Source organism: Bacillus cereus group sp. MYBK15-3, assembly GCF_051916765.1.
Classification (GTDB): Bacteria; Bacillota; Bacilli; order Bacillales; family Bacillaceae_G; genus Bacillus_A; species Bacillus_A cereus.
The window spans coordinates 1-19,515 of sequence record NZ_JBQAHG010000008.1; the positions used below are offsets into that span (position 1 = coordinate 1).

Below are 19,515 nucleotides of genomic sequence, written 5' to 3' on the forward strand. Positions count from 1 at the left end.
CAGCGTTCATCCTGAGCCAGGATCAAACTCTCCAATAAAGTTAGTTTGTCTAGCATCTAAAATAAAAATTGACGTTTCACGTTGTTTGTTTCGTTCAGTTTTCAAAGAACTTGTCCGCCACTTCAGAAGCGACTTCATCATATTAACATCTTCATTTTTCGATGTCAACTAAGTTTTAAAATTTCTTTTTTGTCGTTTTCTGCGTTTCCGCATCAGCGACGTTTATTAATATACCATCACAACTTTTAAATAACAAGTGTTTTTTTATAAAAATATAAAAAAATTATCTACCCTACTTTCTTCTATAGAAATAACTATTATCCTCTCCACTAAAAATAGTTATTCTGATTGTATATTACTACACTTCATTCAACTAAATTGAATTTCACAATACCTTCCCAAATTTTCATTCTCTTCTATATTAAGGTTTATAATAATTATCCTTCTATAAAATAACTATACAAATTAGCCGTAAGAAAAAATCCCATCTACATTAAACAGCCACTCGCGCGCATTATCCCCTTCCTTCTCATTCGAAAATTCCCCCCTACAAATTAACAACATTCCAATCCTAATATAAACTTAAGGGCATTGTTAGAATTTTTTTACATTTAATTAATGAAAAATATCCATTTTTTGTTATATAGTAAGAAAGGACGCACTCAACTATAAATAAACCAATGGAGGAATTATTTTATGGATAGGTTAACAAAGTTTTCATTAAAAAACCGAGCTGCCATTATCATCATGATCTTTCTCATTTCCATACTCGGTGTTTATTCCGGCTCTAAATTACCTATGGAATTTTTACCAAGTATCGACAATCCGGCAATTACCGTCACAACCTTATCTCAAGGACTCGACGCTGAAACGATGACAAAGGATGTAACTGATCCTCTCGAAAAACAATTTCGCAATTTAGAACACGTCGACACCATTACTTCTTCTACATACGAGGGATTATCACGTATCGACATTACGTATACATCAAAAGCAAACATGAAAGATGCAGCACGCGAAGTCGAAAAAGCCGTCAATACAATTAAATTCCCTAAAGATGTAACCAAGCCCGTAGTTAGTCAATTAAACACTTCTATGATTCCACTCGCTCAAATTACTATCCAGAAACAAAACGTTTTTTCAAAAGCAGATGAAAAACAAATTGAAAAAGAAATCGTACCACAACTCGAAAACATTGATGGTGTTGCCAACGTTATGTTTTTCGGAAAATCCACCTCTGAATTATCTATCGTACTTGATCCGAACCAATTAAAAAACAAAAACGTAACATCACAGCAGGTACTAACTGTTTTACAAGGAAAAGAAACTTCTACTCCAGCTGGGGCAATTACTGTTAATCAGGAAGAATACAACCTCCGCGTCATTGGGGACATAAAAAATGTAAATGACATTAAAAACATCACTGTGGCACCCCAAGTGAAATTGCAAGACATTGCTCAAATTGAAATTAAACAACACTACGATACAATTTCACATATAAACGGAGAAGAAGGCACAGGATTAATCATCATGAAAGAACCGAGTAAAAATGCAGTTGCCATTGGAAAAGAGATTGATAAAAAAGTTAAAGAGATAGATAAGGAATATAAAGATCAATTTTCTATTAAGCTTTTGGCTTCAACCCATGAACAAGTTGAAAATGCTGTTACTAGCATGGGAAAAGAAGTAATACTTGGAGCAATCGCTGCAACTCTAATTATCTTAATCTTTATACGTAACTTCCGAACAACACTCATCGCTGTTGTCAGTATTCCATTATCTATTTTATTAACACTCTTTTTACTACATCAATCTAACATTACGCTTAACATTTTAACCCTCGGTGGTTTAGCTGTTGCGGTTGGGCGTCTCGTCGATGATAGTATCGTTGTCATCGAGAATATTTTCCGCCGTTTACAAAAAGATTCTTTCTCTAAAGATATCATTCTCGATGCAACGAAAGAAGTCGCAGTCGCAATTACTTCTTCTACTTTAACAACGGTCGCTGTTTTTTTACCTATCGGCCTCGTATCAGGAGCAATCGGAAAATTAATGTTACCTATGGTATTAGCAGTTGTATATTCTATACTATCATCCTTAATCGTTGCACTAACAGTTGTTCCACTTATGGCTTTTTTACTACTCAAAAAAACAAAGCATCGAAAGCCAAGTTCTTCATCACGATATGTCGCTACATTAAAGTGGGCTCTTTCTCATAAATTCATTATTCTACTTACTTCATTTTTATTATTTGCAGGATCAATTGCGGCCTATATATTACTACCGAAAGCAAACATAAAATCTGAAGACGACACAATGTTATCTATTAACATGACATTTCCAGCCGATTATAATGCTGAATCTCAAAAACAAAAAGCATTTGATTTTGAAAAGAAATTACTTTCTAATTCGGATATAACAGACGTTATTTTACGAATGGGATCTAGCGCAGAAGATGCACAATGGGGGCAAACAACTAAAAATAACCTCGTTAGTATATTCGTAGTCTTTAAAAAAGGTTCTGATATTGATCAATATATTAAAGAGTTAAAAAAGGAAAATAAAACTTTTGAGCCTGCTGAACTTGATTATATAAAAACAAGTTATTCAAGCTCTGGCGGCGGCAATAACTTACAATTTAACGTAACAGCTACTAACGAAGCGGATTTAAAAGAGGCGGCTACTATCGTTGAAACAAAACTAAAAAGCATGGATGATCTTTCTAAAGTAAAAACAAATTTAGAAGACTCTAAGAAAGAATGGCAAATTCATATTGATCAAACAAAGGCTGAACAACTAGGTTTAACACCAGAAATAGCTGCGCAACAAGTAGCATTCCTTATGAAGAAATCACCTATTGGCGAAATTACAATTAATAATGAAAAAACTACTATTATGATAGAACACAAAAAAGAAAACATTAATAAACAAGAAGATATTTTAAATACAAACATACTATCACCTATTAATGGCCCAATACCTTTAAAAGACATCGCAACTATTTCAGAAAAACAAACACAAACAGAAATTTTCCATAAAGACGGAAAAGAAACAATCCAAATTACAGCCGAAGCTTCAAATGAAGATTTGAGTAAAGTAAACACAGCAGTAAATAAAGCGATAACTGACTTAGATTTACCTAGTGGTGCAAAAGTAAATATCGCAGGAGCTACTGAATCTATGCAAGAGAATTTTACAGATTTATTCAAAATTATGGGGATTGCAATAGGGATTGTATATTTAATTATGGTTATCACCTTCGGGCAAGCACGTGCTCCTTTTGCAATCCTATTCTCTTTACCGTTAGCTGCTGTCGGCGGTATTTTAGGATTAATCATTTCAGGAACACCTGTTGATGTAAATTCCTTAATCGGCGCATTAATGTTAATCGGGATTGTTGTTACAAACGCTATTGTATTAATAGAAAGAGTCCAACAAAATCGGGAACACGGAATGGAAACAAGAGAAGCCTTACTTGAAGCAGGTTCTACTAGACTACGCCCAATTATTATGACAGCTATTACAACAATCGTTGCTATGCTCCCACTTCTATTTGGCCAATCCCAAGCAGGGAGTATGGTATCAAAAAGTTTAGCCGTCGTTGTCATCGGTGGTTTGGCATTCTCAACTCTTCTTACATTAGTAGTTGTTCCAGTTATGTATGAACTATTAGATAAAATCGGGAGAAAAAGACGCTCCCGTAGAAAAATAAGCACTTCTACAGAAACACCTGATATTTAAAAGAAAAGGGTTATCTTCACGAATGAAGATAACCCTTTTTCTCTACCTACTTATATAATCCATCATTTTTTCCGCATACCGTTCTAGAGATTCACTAGAATCCACAATCTAAATTACATCTGTTCGTCTATATAATTAATCACAAATTCAACAATCGTTACGCCCTTTCCTTCTATAATTAAAATACAAAAGAACCCCCTATTTATAAGTAGAGAGTTCTTCTTTATAATTTATGCCGCTTTTACCTTTTTCGTCGTTTTACTTTTTCTTTTCGTTCCTGTAAAGCGCTTGTGTAATATAGATGCTACTAAGCGTGAAATAACATTGAATAGTAATACCATAATAATTAATACAGCTGCAGATTTTGTCGCAATTAACTTCGCATCCGGGATAATTCCTTCAGAATTTAACTTCCAAATGTGAACCGCTAACGTTTCAGCTGGTCTAAATGGATTTAAAGGATGAGCAGGACTTGAGAAGTCCGCTGCTGAATTTAAAATCGGAGATGTTAAACCCGCTGTATAAATTAATGCCGCTGCTTCACCAAATATACGACCCGCAGCTAAAATAACACCTGTAATGATTTGTGGTAATGACGACGGAATAATAATACGAGTGATCGTTTGCCACTTCGTTGCACCTAGCCCAAGACTTGCCTCTTTCACATTAGAAGGAACTTCTGAAATCGCATTTTCACAAACACGCGTTAAGCCCGGTAAGTTTAAAATAGTTAAAGCAAGGGCACCACCCATTACTGTATATCCCCAACCAGTCATTGTAACAAACACTAACAAACCGAATAAACCAACAACAATAGAAGGTAAAGATGCCATTGTCTCGATACATAAACGAACAAAGTTTAAAAAACGTCCTTGCTTTGCATACTCTGCTAAATATATTCCAGCACCTAATCCAAGAGGAATAGATATAATAAGCGTTATAACAAGCATATAGAAGGAATTGAATAACTGCGGACCAATCCCACCACCAGCTCTTGTATTGCTTGGTTCTCCAAACAAGAAATTAGGATCCCAAAAACCCCATCCCTTTTGTAAAATCTCAAACACTAAGAACACTAGCAAAGCTACAACTAAAGCTGCAATCGTATAAAAGATACCTGTCCAAACTTTATTTACCGTTCTTGCATTCATTATTATCGCTCACCTCTTTGCCCAATCGCTCGAATTACTAAAATAAACAGGAATGAAATAACAAGTAAAATCATTGCTAAAGTCCATAGCGCATTGTTCCAAGCAGTTCCGTTTAATGTATTTGTCATGTCCATTGTTAAAATACCAGTTAACGTCGCTGTCGGACTGTATATTCCTTCTGGTAATTTAATCGTATTCCCGATTACCATTTGAACCGCTAGCGCTTCGCCAAAAGCACGCGCTAAACCTAAAACAACACCTGTTAAAATCCCTTTCTTCGCAGCAGGAACAATTACTCGGCTAATCGCTTGCCATTTCGTTGACCCTAGACCATAAGAAGCTTCTAAATAATCAAATGGAACAGAACGTATTGCATCAGAAGCTATACTAGCAATAGTTGGCAAAATCATAATACTTAATACAACAATACCCGCAATTAAACTAAAGCCCACTCCCCCAAACGAATCACGTAATAGCGGCACTAAAATCGTAACCCCTAATAATCCGTATACAACCGAAGGAATACCAACTAATAATTCTAAAACAGGCTTCAATACTTTATTTCCAAACTTTGGCGAAATTAAATTCATGAATATAGCAAGAGCTATAGCAATTGGCGCACTAATAATGACCGCACCTAACGAAACCACCGTTGAACCTACAATGAAAATTAAAGCCCCGAAGGATCCTTGATCAGCATTTGGATTCCATTTTGTCGATGTTAACATCTCAGTAAATGAGATACCACTTTGTGTAAAAGATTGAATACCTTTACCACAAATAAACGCAATAATAGCTAATGTAATTAAAACAATAAAAATACCACAAAACGTAACAAGTGATCTTCCTATATATTCACTTTTTACGTAATTAATTTGTTTTTTCCCCTTCATCACAGGACAGACCCCACTTCATAAATTGAAATGAACAGGACTGGCCTTGCAGCCAGCCCCATAAATTTTATTACTTATTTAATTTAGACATTGGAATATAACCCATATCTTCTACTTGCTTTTCAAAATCTTTACCTTTTACATAGTCAATGTAAGCTTTTGTTGCTTCTTTTGCCTCACCTTTTGTTACCATGTACTCGTAAGACCAAAATGGATATTTACCAGACGCAATGTTTTCAACTTTCGGTTCAGCACCATCAATTTTTACTGTTTGTAGCGCACCTTTTTTCTCGCCGACCATGTAAGACATCGCTAAATAACTTACTGAACCTGGAGTAGAGTTAATTGCTTGTTCTACTGCACCGTTAGAATCTTGTGTAGTACCAGTTCCATCATTGATTTTCGCGTCTTTCATAATTGTTTTTTCAAATGTAGCACGTGTACCAGAAGAAGCTGGACGATTAATCACGTTGATTTTTTCATCTTTCCCGCCTACTTCTTTCCAGTTTGTTACTTTTCCAGTGAAGATATCTTGTACTTGTTGTACTGTTAAGTTATCAACTTTTACATCTTTATTTACGACAAGTGCGAATGCAATACCCGCTACCTTGTTATCTACTAATTCTTTCGCCTTATTAGCATCTTTTATTTTATCTGCAGATGGAACATCTGAGTTACCAATTTGGACTGCACCAGAAGCTACTTGGTTAATTCCAGTTCCACTACCGCCACCTTGCACTTGAATAGAAACGTTTGAATTTTTCTCCATAAATTTCTTTCCGGCTTCCTCTGCAAGAGGTTGAAGTGCTGTAGAGCCTGCAGCTGCTATCGTACCTGACAATTCTTGTTTTGCATTATCGTTTCCTTTAGCATCTTTACCTGATGTCTCTTCTGCTTTTCCACATCCCACTAATGAACCCGCTACCACTAAAGCTGCTAAAGAAAATTTAATACCCTTTTTCATAACCATGTCTTGTACCCCCATTTGGATTATCACTTTTCACATTTGTCTACTTCTTTCGAACACAAATTCATTGTAGGACAATAATATTATGTAAGTGTTAAGCAATTTTTAATTTTAAGTAAATGACGATAATAATCCTTAAAAACTAGGAATCCCAACATTTATAGTTAAAGAACCCAACAAAATCCACACCATTTAAGCTGTAATGTAAATTTATTCTTAACAATGTAAATCCAATGTAAATGTTTTTCTCTCTTTTTCCCTTTTAATTAAAGTTACATTTACAATTCCGCTGTATTTTGTAATTTTTACACACCTAATTTATGCACATTAAAAATAATTTCAGTAATATTTTTTAGTACAACTAAATAAATTGGAACAATTCTAAAATTAAATGAATATTTTTAAAGTACCAATTGACAGCATCATCCAATGTAGTCTACTATATTACTAACAAAAAGTTTACCTAAGGAAACTTTTTAAACTCAAACTAAAAATATAGAGATGAGGTAACTTTTATGGTATCGGCTAATATAAAACCACTTTCCGAATTTAAAATAGGAGAGTTTGTACAAATTGAGAAGATACAATTAGAAGGAACTATGAAACGACGCTTATTAGACTTGGGATTTATCCCAGGGGCGACGATTAAAGTATTGCAACGCAGTCCACTTGGAGATCCGGTCGCTTATCAAGTGAGCAACACAACTATTGCACTGCGTAAAGAAGAAAGCTCCCTTATTTTCGGGGTATTAATAGGAGATGATTTCAGATGAGCAAACATCGTATCGCTTTAGCTGGTAACCCGAATACAGGGAAAAGTACATTATTTAATACTTTAACAGGCTTAAAACAACATACTGGAAACTGGACGGGAAAAACTGTTTTAAAAGCTGAAGGAGAATATGAACATAACGGAAGTAATTATACATTAATAGATTTACCTGGAACTTACTCACTATACTCAAATTCCGCAGACGAAGAAGTAGCAAGGGATTATATTATATTTGAAAAACCAGAAGTAACTGTAGTTGTTATAGACGCAACTGCTATGGAAAGAAATTTAAATTTAGCACTCCAGGTGATGGAGATGACAAATAATGTAGTCATTTGCATTAACTTAATTGATGAAGCCGAGAAAAAAGGGATTGTTATCGATGAAAAGAAATTAGCAAAATCACTTGGTGTACCTGTCGTTAAAATTTCAGCACGTAACCGAGTAGGTATTGGTCATTTGCTAAATGTTATTGCAAAAGTAGCAAATAAAAAACTAATTCCAACACCAATTAAAATTACTTACAGCGAAAAAATCGAAAATATGATTCAGGAATTAGAGCCACAAATTTATAAAGTGTTCGGTGATACGTATCCAGCACGTTGGATTGCGTTACGTATATTAGATGGAGATAAAAATTTCTTAACTACACTTCAAAAACACCATAATGAACCACTTGTAAGGGAGGTCGTAATTAATGGAATCTCACTCAGCCAGTAAAGCTCTTCCATTAGACTATATTATTCAACATGCACAAACACTTTCAAAAGAAGATATACGAGATGATATAGTCGGAGATATTTACCGAACATCCGCAAGCATATGTAAAGAATCCATCCAATATACAAATACTGATAAATTATATCGTTCCGAAAAACTAGATAAAATTTTCACATCTCCAATCTGGGGATTCCCAATTATGCTCGGTATTTTATCTATTATTTTTTATCTTACAATTGCAGGCGCTAACGTACCATCTGATATGATTGCCGAATTCTTCGGATGGGCCGAAGGATATTTAACATCTTGGTTCCAAGCAGCACATGCACCTGAATGGTTACATGGCATTTTAATACTTGGTTTGTTCCGTGGTATCGGTGCTGTTATTAGCGTTATGTTACCACCTATGGCAATCTTTTTCCCTATGTTCGCGCTATTAGAAAACTACGGATACTTACCACGTGTCGCGTTTAATATGGACCGCTTATTCAAACGATCCGGCGCACACGGGAAACAATCTTTAACAATGGCAATGGGATTTGGTTGTAATGCAGCAGCCATTATGTCAACACGTATCATTGAATCACCACGTGAACGTATGCTAGCAATTTTAACGAACAACTTCGTTCCTTGTAACGGTCGCTGGCCTATGTTAATTTTAATGGCTTCACTATTTATGGCTGCTGGTTATACAGGCAGTATGCAAACATTGGTTACTGCTGGCGTTGTAGTTGGAATGGTTGTAATTGGTGTTATTATGACATTAACCGTTTCTTGGGTACTATCAAAAACAGCCTTAAAAGGGGTTCCAACTCACTACACACTTGAGTTACCTCCGTACCGCAAGCCAAAAGTTTGGAATACAATTGTTCGCGCAACACTCGATAAATCAATCTATGTTTTAAAACGAGCTATAGTTGTTGCTGCCCCTGCGGCTGCATTAACTTGGTTACTTGCTAACATTTTTATCGGTGACACAAGCTTACTTATGTATTTTGTAAACTTCCTAGATCCATTTGCTAAAATGTTAGGACTTGACGGGTTTATTCTAGCTGCATTCATTCTTGGACTACCCGCTAATGAAATTGTAATCCCAATTTTATTAATGTCTTACTTATCGACTGGGGCTTTAACTGAAATAGATGATTTTAATCAAATTAAAAATCTATTCCTAGAAAATGGTTGGACTTGGTTAACAGCGTTAAACACAATGTTGTTCTCACTTCTTCATTTCCCGTGTGGAACAACACTTGTTAATATATACAAAGAAACAAAAAGTGCAAAATGGACATTCTTATCGTTTGCAATCCCTACCGTTATCGCCATTGTTGTTACATTCCTCTCTACACAATTGGTACATTGGTTAGGGCTTGTATAAAGCAAAGCATACATAGAAGGTATCCCCCTTCACATATGCTTTGCACGAAAGAAACCTGAAATTATTCAGGTTTCTTTTTTTGCACATCAGTATTCCACGGCTGTGCTCCATACGTTGTGAGTTTTTTATGAATAAAATATATAGTTCCTGGAAGAACTGCCATTAATATCGTGCAACTAATTCCTAATCCAGTAAACAACTTTCATCACCTTATTTCACTCTTTTCGGTAAAGCTGAACCTGAATGTTCAATTGTTGGATGAACATGAACAGTAATTTCAGCATTACTAAAGTAATTTTCGCCTTGATCCCAATTCTTACTTACCTTTTTCCACTCTTTATAATTATGTCGCTTATACACTTCCCCTAACTCTAGTACATCTACCTTATATTTTTTTTGAACAAGTTTAATTGATTTTTGAATACGCTTCTCCATTTCTTCCGATATATCCTTCTCTAAACGCTTTTCATTCAAAACCTTTTTATGATCACTAAAATGCAACTCAGCCAATGTGCCTTCCAGAGATAAATGAATATCAAACTTTGGTTTTGTAGCATTCGTTGTGGATACTTTAATTTTTCGACGTAACTTATGAATTTCATATGTAATAAGTTGATTCTTTTTACGGATGGTAAAAAAACCTCCAATTTTTTTACCTATTATATAATTCATCCCTACTGTTTCTTCCCCACTCAAATTGCCTACACACTTATTATCCTTTCCACGAAACAATGCTGCACCGTTCATTTGTACTCCTTGTTTTGTTAGTTCCAGAATAGGTAATACAAAACTTCGGTTAGAGATCATCTTTTCCTGCACCTCACCAATTCTTGCAGCCTCAATCATTTGGGCATTTTTCGGAGGGTGTTCAGCTAACATATCAATATACTGCGCCGGTAAATTTTCAGGCTTGGCACTTTGTTTTAAAATAGCTTCGGCATTTTTATTAGAAACGAACAAACGAATATTTCTTCTCATCTCATGATCGCGAATATATACATCTAACGTATTTTGTAAAATGTATGGATGTGAAAGTAATTCTTCAGAGAAAATAATCACCTGTATATGAGGGAAAAATAATGTACGACTAATTTTTTTGGCGATTATTCTTATTTGTTCAAATACACTATCTGCTTTTGCACTAACATTAATATAATTTTCGCTATCCCCACCCCCTTGTCCACCCTGTTGAGACAATTTACTGGGGAGTACCATCTGATAGGTCCCTTTCATAATTGGATTCGCTTTCTTCTCCTTCACAATATCGTAAGCCGCTCCTACTACAAATCCTCTTTCTTCTATCTCTTCTAACTCAGAACACCCACTCATAAATCCAGTTAAAGCCATAACCATTATAATTTTAAGAAGGTGTTTCATTTCCACCATTCCTTCTTTTTATTTTATATACAATTAAAACGAGCAAAGGTGCTAACACAACAAACCCCATATCTATCCAAGCTAAATAAGTCCCATAACTTGATAAAGCATTCAAACTACTAGGTATCATATTCACCATAAAAATAATAGGGGCACTTATGAAAATAAAAATTTGTTTCTTCACTTTCGGAAACATAGCACAAAACAATAAAGATGCAACGTCATAATACATTGCTGTAGTGTTATAAATAGTAATAATCCAAGTCGTAAAAAAAATCGCATCAAACCTTTCTAAAAATCCTCCACCAATTTCAATTTCTTTCCCTAATTCAATTGTTGGATATGTCAATCCACGTGTTGTCATATACGTAAAAACACTAATACAAGTTACATAAATTAAAATGTATGACAGCACGTTTACCATCACCGCTTTCGCGACTGCCATTGGCGCTTTTTTCGCTGTCTTATCATTCAGCAACACCGCATAAAATAAAGCTACTTCAAATCCAATAAACGTAAAAATAGAATTTTTAACTCCAACAGCATATTGACTTACTTTCGTTTGAAAAGCTGGTAGTAAATTATTTATTTCCATTAAATTTATATTTAATAAAGAAAGAAGTACTATCGCAATTAAAACAATAGGTAAGAATAAAACATTTAACCTTAATAAGGCTGCTCTTGATCCTGCTATTCCATAAATAACAACTAATAAAAAGAAGAAAGACAGTAGTTGTATTGGTGTATCACTAAATAAATACGTTTGAGAAATAACTGAAATCATTCGCGATTCATATGCTGTCAAAGCAGCGAACGTTAATACTAAAATGCTACTAATTGTGTATGCAACAGGCTTCGTCAAATGCGCACTCGTATATTGAACAAAATTTTGTTTCGGAAATAAGATAGCCACTCTCGTCACAAACCAACCTAAAACTGCACAGATCAATCCACCCAAAAGCAAAATAATCCAACCGTCCGAAAATAAAGTTTGGTTAGCAATATCTCTTGGCATAGACAATGCCCCTATACCAATAATGGTCGATGATACCGCAAACCCAATTTCCCGAGATCCAATCTCTTCATCGCCATACTCAAATGGTTTCAATTATTTTCGCTCCTTTGGACGTATTGTAGAATCTTTTGTTTGTAAGTACTCCGGTCTATCTTTCAACATCGCTTTTGGTATGCGAATAAATTCTTCTTTCCAATCTTTATAAAATGCAGGAGCAATTGGAGTTGTATACGGTATACCAACACTTGTTAAATTTGTAATATGAACAGCAAGTGCAATCAGAGCTAGAATGATCCCATACAACCCAAAAGCAGTTGCAGCTAATACAAAGACGAAAAGTAAAATCCGGAACGTAATCGTAATACTATATACAGGAAGCGAGAACGTAGCAATCGCAGTAACTGCAATAATAATAACTAAAAACGGATTTACAATCCCTGCATTTACCGCAGCTTCTCCAATTACAAGACCTCCTACAATCCCTATCGTTTGTCCCATTGGTTTGGGCAATCGGATTCCAGCTTCTCGTATTAATTCCATAGTCAAGGCCATCATTAACGTTTCAATATATGCTGGGAACGGAACACCTTCCCTCGCACCTGCAATTGAATAAGCCAGTTTAGAAGGAATAAGTCCTTGATGATAAGATACAAGTGCTACATACATAGCTGGTAACAAAACCGCAATTATGCCTGAACCCATACGTAAAAATCTTAATAACGTTCCAATCACCCAGCGCTCGTAATGATCTTCTACAGATTGAAAAATATCAACAAACACAAGTGGTGCAATAAGAGCAAACGGGGATCCGTCTACTAAAATGGCCGCCTTCCCTTTCGCTAATGAGGCTATAATATTATCAGGCCTCTCTGTATTCAAAAACTGTGGAAATGGGGATAAATTATTATCCTGAATTAATTGTTCAATCGTACCTGTTTCCAAAACGACATCTGTCACTATTGATTGAAGACGGCGATCTAACTCTTTTACAATGTGAGGATTAATAATATCTTCTATATATACTAGGGTTACTTCTTTCTGCGATCGCTTCCCCATAATATAAGATTGGAACCTCAACTTTGGATCGCGTAAGCTGCGTCGGATTAACATTTTATTCACATTAATATCTTCATTTAATCCAACTCTCGGTCCACGTATTAAATCTTCTGTCACTGGTGGTTCTAAACTTCGCTTCTCCCAAGCCCTACTATTAATAATGATAGCGGTTTGAATATTATCAATTAATATAACTGTATCTCCCGCTAAAATCGCATTTATAATATCCGGAAATGTTGTCTTCTTACCCACTTCCGCAATAGAAATAAAACGATCCAATAACGTCTGAACGACAGCCGCTTCATTTTGCACTTCTTCATATTGAAGAGTACGAACTACATATTTATAAACATTATCCTTGTCTGTTAACCCACATAAAAATACAACCGCACAACGTGTAAAACTCCCAGCAAGAGCAACTTCTCTAATTGTTAAATCATTAGGTGAACCTAACTCATCCCTAATTTCTTTCATAACTTCAAATAAGTTACCTTCAAGCTCTAACAATTTCCCCACCTAACTTCCTTTTCAACAAGTTTTTAGTTAGATTCCGCTAATTGAAGAAAATATATACAAAAAAGAGCTATCTCTTTTCAAAGATAGCTCTAATAAAGTAAAACTTTAATCAACCCTCACCAATCGGGCTTTTACAGGCAGCAGGGCCCCCACCTAACTTCTTTGCTTCCGCTGAATTTTGAGGTGGGGGTCTTACTGCTTGTTAATGCGGGATAAACGAATTACTTTTCCACTATTATAGTGTTTTTCTTTATAAATACACCTTTTGTAAATCCACTGACTCCAAACATCACAATTATATTAATTAGCAATGCGACTATACCTACATTCAAATCTTTTATATACTGCGGGAAACTCGGAAACATCGTGGCTATAGTTGAACCAGATAAGGTAATATATGCGACCACTAATAGCCCAACTCCCATTCCTGCAATAGCTCCTTGCTTCGTAATAATTTGACGTGGAAACAAACTACATACAAGTGCAGGGAAAAGTTGTGTAACGATACTGTATCCCATTAATAGAAGCGCTCCTATCGTTTCTCCTCCTTTAAATGTAAATAAAACTGCCACGAGCGTTACTACAGGCACAAATAATTTTGCCATCTTAGCAACTTGTCTATCTGAAGCAGCTGGAACTATCGTTCGATAAATATTTTTCGCTAACAATGTAGAAGCCGCCATAACAAGCATCGAACCCGGAACCAATGCCGTTAATACTCCCGCACTACCAATAATTCCAATAAACCAAGGGTCAAACGTTTGAAGAGCAAGTCTGAACAATGAAAGGTCTACATCCCCTCCTTTTAATCCCGGAACCTGTAATATAGCAGCAAATCCTGCAAAAAATACGAAAAGTAAAACTAAAGAATACAATGGCATAATTGCTGCATTTTTACGAAATACTTTTTCATTTTTTGCAGAAAAAGCAGAAGCAAATGTATGAGGCCACATATAGAAACCGAGGGCCGTTAATATAATAGTAGAAACAAACCAAGAAATACTCATTCCTTCTTCAGGTAAAGATAAAAATCCCGGTTTCGCTGCCTCTACAGCCTCAAACATCGGCTGAAATCCTCCATAATAATGATACGGTAAATATATACCTAAAAACATAACGATAAACAGTATCATAATATCCTTCAAAGCGGCCGTCCAAGCCGAACCATGTATACCTGAAACCATTACATATATAGTTATAACAATAGCACCAATCCAAACCGCAACAACAGGTGACACCCTTCCGTAAGAAGCTTCTGAAACGATAATTCCCAGTCCTTTTAACTGTAAAACAAGATATGGGATGATGGAAACAACACCAACAATTGAAACAATAATCCCAAGCGCTTTACTTCTATATTTCTTCGCAAAAAAATCCGACTGTGAAACAAGGTTATGCTCTTTCGCATACTTCCAAATCGGTGGCAATAAAAAATACGATAAAAGATAAGCTAAAGCGCCATAGCCTAAAATATAAAAGGTAGGTGCTCCTTTACTATACGCCCAGCCACTTCCTCCCAAAAATGTAAACGTCGTATAAATTTCACCTGCCATAAGGAGAAAAACAAAAATAGTGCCAAACCCTCTTCCCCCAACTGACCATTGCTCTAAATTCATATCTTTTCCATGTTGTGCCCGAATCCCTAAAAATAGTGCGAGAAACAAAAATAAAATAATGATAAGTAATGCAGTCATTTTACATCCTCCTTATTAGCAGGATCAAACACGTACACAAGCCCCATACAAAAAGATGTAATAAACACTGATAATAATACCCAAAATAATAAAAATGGCATCCCTAATACGTAAGGAGTAACTGAATTCGCAAATATTGGCCCAACTACTAAACAAAGAACTGGGATAAGCGCTAGAATGTGTATTTTCTTCATCTCATTCTCCTTTACTTATAAATTTCATAATGGCTGATACAAAGACTTCCACTCCAATCGGTAATGCATCTTCGTCAATCGTAAAACGAGGGTGATGGTGAGGATATATAATACCTTTCTCTTTATTTCCCGCTCCGATAAAAAAGAATGTCCCCGGTGCCTTTTGTAAAAACGCTGAAAAATCTTCTCCAGCCATCGTCGGCTGTAAACGAACAACTCTATCCCTTCCATAAAGTTGTAAGGCCGTTTGTTCAATAAGCTCTGTAGCTTCATAGTCATTTACAACTGGTCGATACCCATATTCATATGAAAATGTATATTTCGCTCCGTAAGATTCCGTAATATGCTTCACAATCCGCTCAATCTTCTTCTCTGTTTCACCTCGTAATTCATGTCTTAAACTTCTCACTGTCCCTTCAATCTCGGCTTGCTCTGGTATTACATTATGAGTTGTCCCCGCATGAAATTGCGTAACAGATATTACGAGAGAATCTAATGGATTCGTGAGGCGAGATACAATTTGCTGAAGTTGCGAAACGACTTGTGTTCCGATTGCAATACTATCCACCGTTTCATGAGGGATTCCAGCATGCCCACCTTTTCCCTCTATCTTAATTTTAAAAACATCCGGTGCAGCCATTGCAGGACCATAAATAACACCTATTTTCCCAACCTCTAACGACGCCCAAAGGTGAGCACCAATAATATAATCCACACCTTCCATTACACCTGCAGCAACCATCTCCTCTGCACCACCAGGAAAATTCTCTTCAGCATGTTGGAATAGAAAACGAATCTCCCCTTTAATCTTCTCTCTTTCTTCTACTAACTTATATACAACCCCAAGTAATATCGCTATATGTCCATCATGACCACATGCATGCATTACACCTTTATATGTAGAAATAAAATCAAACTCATTTTCTTCATGAATAGGAAGAGCATCCATATCGGCGCGAATCGCAACTGTTTTGCCCGGATGTTTACCTACTAACTTTGCCATCACACTATATTTAGTCGGTCGTGACACTTCTAAACATGGAAATTTCCGAAGTATATCGAACACAAACTGCGATGTTTTTTCTTCTTGAAAAGATAACTCTGGATACTTATGAAAATGCCTTCTCCACTCAACTAACTGATTTTTTAACAAAACAAGTTCCTTTGCAACATCCATTTCTCTTCTCCCCTTCTTCACCAAGTTAAATGTTATTATAACGTGAATTGTTAACTTTTAAAAGAATGTTCTGAATTTTCAGTGATGATAGACTAAAAAGAAAAAGCCATCCAAAAGATGACTTTTTCATTATTATAAAATAGTAATTGCTTGTTTTCCCATTTGCTCCCAAGCTTTCTCAAATTCTGCTCGCGGAACAGCCAAACGTGGATTATTTTTAAGAGGATCATTTACATATACAAAGTTTTGATCATATCCAATTACTACTGCACTATGCTCATAATATGTAATTTTCACTTCGCCTGAACTCGTATTCCATGTTTCAAAACTACTTTCAGCTAGCGGCTTAAACGTCGTATTAATAATGACCCATACCGGAGAGCCTGAACTAATTACTTTATATATATCTTGCATGTCTCTACCTGTTAAATTAATTACTTTTTCAGGAACATATTTTTCTGCTAAATCAAAGATTGGTTTATTGTACACACCATATCCAGGCTCTGCCTTTGTATAAATATTTCCCACAAATCCCTCGTAAGGATTTCCACGCAAACCATTTTGTTCAAATGGAACACGATGAATTTCGCTAGCAAGTTGCATCTTATCTACTTGTACACCTTTATATTGCAGCAACATAGCTAAACTTGTCACTTCACATCCTCGAGGTAATTCTGGTAATTGTTTAATAAACGGAACATCTTCAATCATAGCTACTTCTTTCATTTCAGATAGAAATTCTAGGCGTAGAACTTGCGCCTTTTGCATGATTTTATCTTTCCCTATAAAAAACGCAGCAGCAATTATAATCCCAAAAACAAAAAGATATTTTAACTTTTTCATTATAAACAAAACTCCATTAATTATTATTTTACAGACATAACTCTTATCATTGTACCCTTCTTCTTACTAGTTTGCTAGAAAGATCATGTGAATTATCGCTCATAGAATGAATCATAAAAATTCTAATTATTTTTAATAAAAAGAAAAATAAATATACATTTACAGAATATTTTGCTAAAATCAAAATTGTTAACATAGTGAAGATATCACCATGTTAACAAACATTCTTAGAGTATTTAGTCATAGTTCTTTTTTTACATACTCCATTCATTTCATAGCAAATAAACCGAGTGTGTGTTGCATCCCCCACTAATGATTAAAAACTCAGAATAAAACGAAGTTCACACATTCAAGAAAATACGGGGTGAGGGCATATGAATCAACAAATTGAACAAACAGATTTAAAACGAACAATGAAAAGTAGACACCTATTTATGATTGCACTCGGCGGTGTTATCGGAACCGGGCTATTTATGGGATCTGGTCAAATTGTCCATAATGCCGGACCTGGTGGTGCTATTCTTGCATTTTTAGTCGGTGGATTTGTTATGTATTTAACGATGTTATGTCTTGGTGAATTATCCGTTGCTATGCCAGAAGCAGGTTCATTCCAAAGTTATGCAAGCAAATTCATTTCACCTGGTTTTGGATTTGTTGTCGGTTGGATGTATTGGTTAAATTGGGCTGTTACAGTTGGCGTAGAGTTAACAACTGTAAGTATTTTAATGAAACGCTGGTTTCCAGACGTTTCTTCATGGATTTGGTGCGTTACATTTGCAGCGGCACTCTTCCTCGTCAACGCTTTATCAGCAAAAGCATATGCAGAAGCAGAGTTTTGGTTCGCAAGTGTAAAAGTCGCAACAATTGTTATTTTCATCGTACTTGGCGGCGCTGTTATGTTCGGTCTACTAGACTTTAATGGAAAGCCAGCTCCAATGCTTCATAATTTCACTGAAAATGGCGGGCTATTTCCAAATGGTGCATTAGCTGTTCTTCTTACGATGATTACAGTAAATTACTCCTTCCAAGGAACAGAATTAATTGGAATCGCTTCAGGCGAAAGTGAAAATCCTGAAAAAACAATTCCAAAAGCAATTAAAAACACAATTTGGCGAACTCTCTTCTTCTTCGTCTTAGCGATATCAGTTGTTGTAGGTTTACTCCCATGGCAAGAGGCTAATCTAGTCGAAAGTCCCTTTGTACTTGTATTTGATGTAGCCGGTGTCCCATATGCAGCAGACATTATGAACTTTGTTATTATTACAGCTGTATTATCCGTTGCTAACTCTGGTCTATACGCAAATTCTCGTATGCTGTGGGCGATGGCAAAACAAGGAATGGCAAGTCCAGCATTTACGAAATTAACTAAAAAAGGTGTACCGCTAAATGCATTAATTTTCAGCCTAATTTTCGCTAGCCTGTCCTTACTAACAAGTGTATTTGCGGCAGATACTGTCTTTCTAGTTTTAACATCTATTGCAGCAATGGCTGCCGTTGTAGTTTGGATGTCAATCGCCGCTTCACAGTTTTTCTTCCGTAGAAATTTCGTGAAAAATGGTGGCGACATAAATAATTTAAAATATCGTACACCGCTCTATCCACTCGTTCCAATCGTAGCGTTCTCGCTCAATTTCATTACATTTGTTAGTTTGGCTTTCATTCCAGATCAAAGAATTGCTCTTTATTGCGGCATTCCATTTATGATTATTTGTTACATTTTATACCAAGTTAAATATAAAAAAATTGTCACACTTGAACAGCCACGAACTGTCACACGAGAAATAAACTAAATATACAAAATATTCAGCTATCTTTCTTATCATAAGATAGCTTTTTTCTATTTCTTGGATATCCTGGTATAACTTTATTTATCTTAAAATTTTCACAATCACGTTTTTCTCTGGAAAATAGTTTACAATGTAATCAAGTTACAAATGATATTCACCTTAAAAAGTGTGCATTTGTGTCTATTTTTTAACAATATATCAAAAACTATTGCCTTCTATAAATTAATAGGTTTA

At 35.5% G+C, this 19,515-nt stretch carries 16 protein-coding genes; 5 read left to right on the top strand and 11 right to left on the bottom strand.

Annotated elements, in window-relative coordinates; translation table 11 throughout:
• Positions 1 to 696: 696 nt before the first annotated feature.
• Complete coding sequence (locus ACTFR8_RS25680) at positions 697 to 3,741, top strand: efflux RND transporter permease subunit (protein ID WP_440028698.1); 3,045 nt, start codon at positions 697 to 699, stop codon at positions 3,739 to 3,741.
• A gap of 230 nt (positions 3,742 to 3,971) precedes the next feature.
• On the opposite strand, the gene pstA is transcribed toward ACTFR8_RS25680, so the two are convergent.
• The 3 genes from pstA to ACTFR8_RS25695 all read right to left on the bottom strand — a co-directional run bounded on the left by pstA (position 3,972) and on the right by ACTFR8_RS25695 (position 6,755).
• A complete protein-coding gene (pstA, locus tag ACTFR8_RS25685) occupies positions 3,972 to 4,892 on the bottom strand; it encodes a phosphate ABC transporter permease PstA (RefSeq protein WP_000994155.1) in 921 nt (306 codons plus the stop codon).
• 2 nt (positions 4,893 to 4,894) lie between these two features.
• On the bottom strand, positions 4,895 to 5,785 hold the full coding sequence (gene pstC, locus ACTFR8_RS25690; RefSeq protein WP_000676676.1) for a phosphate ABC transporter permease subunit PstC: 891 nt from the start codon (positions 5,783 to 5,785) through the stop codon (positions 4,895 to 4,897).
• 70 nt (positions 5,786 to 5,855) lie between these two features.
• On the bottom strand, positions 5,856 to 6,755 hold the full coding sequence (locus ACTFR8_RS25695) for a phosphate ABC transporter substrate-binding protein PstS (RefSeq protein ID WP_000245116.1): 900 nt from the start codon (positions 6,753 to 6,755) through the stop codon (positions 5,856 to 5,858).
• 512 nt (positions 6,756 to 7,267) lie between these two features.
• On the opposite strand from ACTFR8_RS25695, the gene ACTFR8_RS25700 reads away from it, so the two are divergent.
• From ACTFR8_RS25700 to ACTFR8_RS25710, 3 genes are read left to right on the top strand one after another with little or no spacing between them, the layout of a single operon-like run.
• Positions 7,268 to 7,525: a FeoA family protein gene (locus tag ACTFR8_RS25700; RefSeq protein WP_000252982.1), complete on the top strand. Its 258-nt coding sequence runs from the start codon at positions 7,268 to 7,270 to the stop codon at positions 7,523 to 7,525.
• Positions 7,522 to 8,244, top strand: coding sequence for a FeoB small GTPase domain-containing protein (locus tag ACTFR8_RS25705; protein WP_000033865.1), 723 nt, complete (start codon positions 7,522 to 7,524; stop codon positions 8,242 to 8,244). The genes ACTFR8_RS25700 and ACTFR8_RS25705 overlap by 4 nt, the downstream gene beginning before the upstream one ends.
• Complete coding sequence (locus ACTFR8_RS25710; protein WP_000443591.1) at positions 8,222 to 9,622, top strand: nucleoside recognition domain-containing protein; 1,401 nt, start codon at positions 8,222 to 8,224, stop codon at positions 9,620 to 9,622. The genes ACTFR8_RS25705 and ACTFR8_RS25710 overlap by 23 nt, the downstream gene beginning before the upstream one ends.
• Positions 9,623 to 9,683: 61 nt before the next feature.
• Here ACTFR8_RS25710 and ACTFR8_RS25715 read toward each other — a convergent pair whose 3' ends face one another.
• The 8 genes from ACTFR8_RS25715 to ACTFR8_RS25750 form a co-directional block, all read right to left on the bottom strand.
• Complete coding sequence (locus ACTFR8_RS25715) at positions 9,684 to 9,821, bottom strand: hypothetical protein (protein ID WP_000493997.1); 138 nt, start codon at positions 9,819 to 9,821, stop codon at positions 9,684 to 9,686.
• Between the two features lie 11 nt (positions 9,822 to 9,832).
• Entirely contained in the window at positions 9,833 to 10,999 is a 1,167-nt protein-coding gene (gene gerLC / locus ACTFR8_RS25720; protein ID WP_000681631.1) for a spore germination protein GerLC, read from the bottom strand.
• Entirely contained in the window at positions 10,983 to 12,107 is a 1,125-nt protein-coding gene (gene gerLB / locus ACTFR8_RS25725; protein WP_000802007.1) for a spore germination protein GerLB, read from the bottom strand. Before gerLB ends, gerLC begins: the two co-directional genes overlap by 17 nt.
• A complete protein-coding gene (gerLA, locus tag ACTFR8_RS25730; protein WP_002004436.1) occupies positions 12,108 to 13,586 on the bottom strand; it encodes a spore germination protein GerLA in 1,479 nt (492 codons plus the stop codon). It abuts the gene before it with no gap.
• A 221-nt stretch (positions 13,587 to 13,807) separates the two neighbouring features.
• Complete coding sequence (locus ACTFR8_RS25735; protein ID WP_000125933.1) at positions 13,808 to 15,280, bottom strand: sodium:solute symporter family protein; 1,473 nt, start codon at positions 15,278 to 15,280, stop codon at positions 13,808 to 13,810.
• Positions 15,277 to 15,474, bottom strand: coding sequence for a DUF3311 domain-containing protein (locus tag ACTFR8_RS25740; RefSeq protein WP_000719833.1), 198 nt, complete (start codon positions 15,472 to 15,474; stop codon positions 15,277 to 15,279). Before ACTFR8_RS25740 ends, ACTFR8_RS25735 begins: the two co-directional genes overlap by 4 nt.
• A gap of 1 nt (position 15,475) precedes the next feature.
• Entirely contained in the window at positions 15,476 to 16,651 is a 1,176-nt protein-coding gene (locus ACTFR8_RS25745) for an amidohydrolase (RefSeq protein WP_000382089.1), read from the bottom strand.
• Between the two features lie 132 nt (positions 16,652 to 16,783).
• Positions 16,784 to 17,494, bottom strand: a complete 711-nt coding sequence (locus ACTFR8_RS25750; RefSeq protein WP_065845712.1) for a C39 family peptidase — start codon at positions 17,492 to 17,494, stop codon at positions 16,784 to 16,786.
• 374 nt (positions 17,495 to 17,868) lie between these two features.
• Between ACTFR8_RS25750 and ACTFR8_RS25755 the strand changes: the two genes are divergently transcribed.
• The gene (locus tag ACTFR8_RS25755; protein ID WP_065845713.1) at positions 17,869 to 19,284 is read left to right on the top strand and encodes an amino acid permease; all 1,416 of its coding nucleotides are present in this window, start codon (positions 17,869 to 17,871) and stop codon (positions 19,282 to 19,284) included.
• Positions 19,285 to 19,515: the final 231 nt, after the last annotated feature.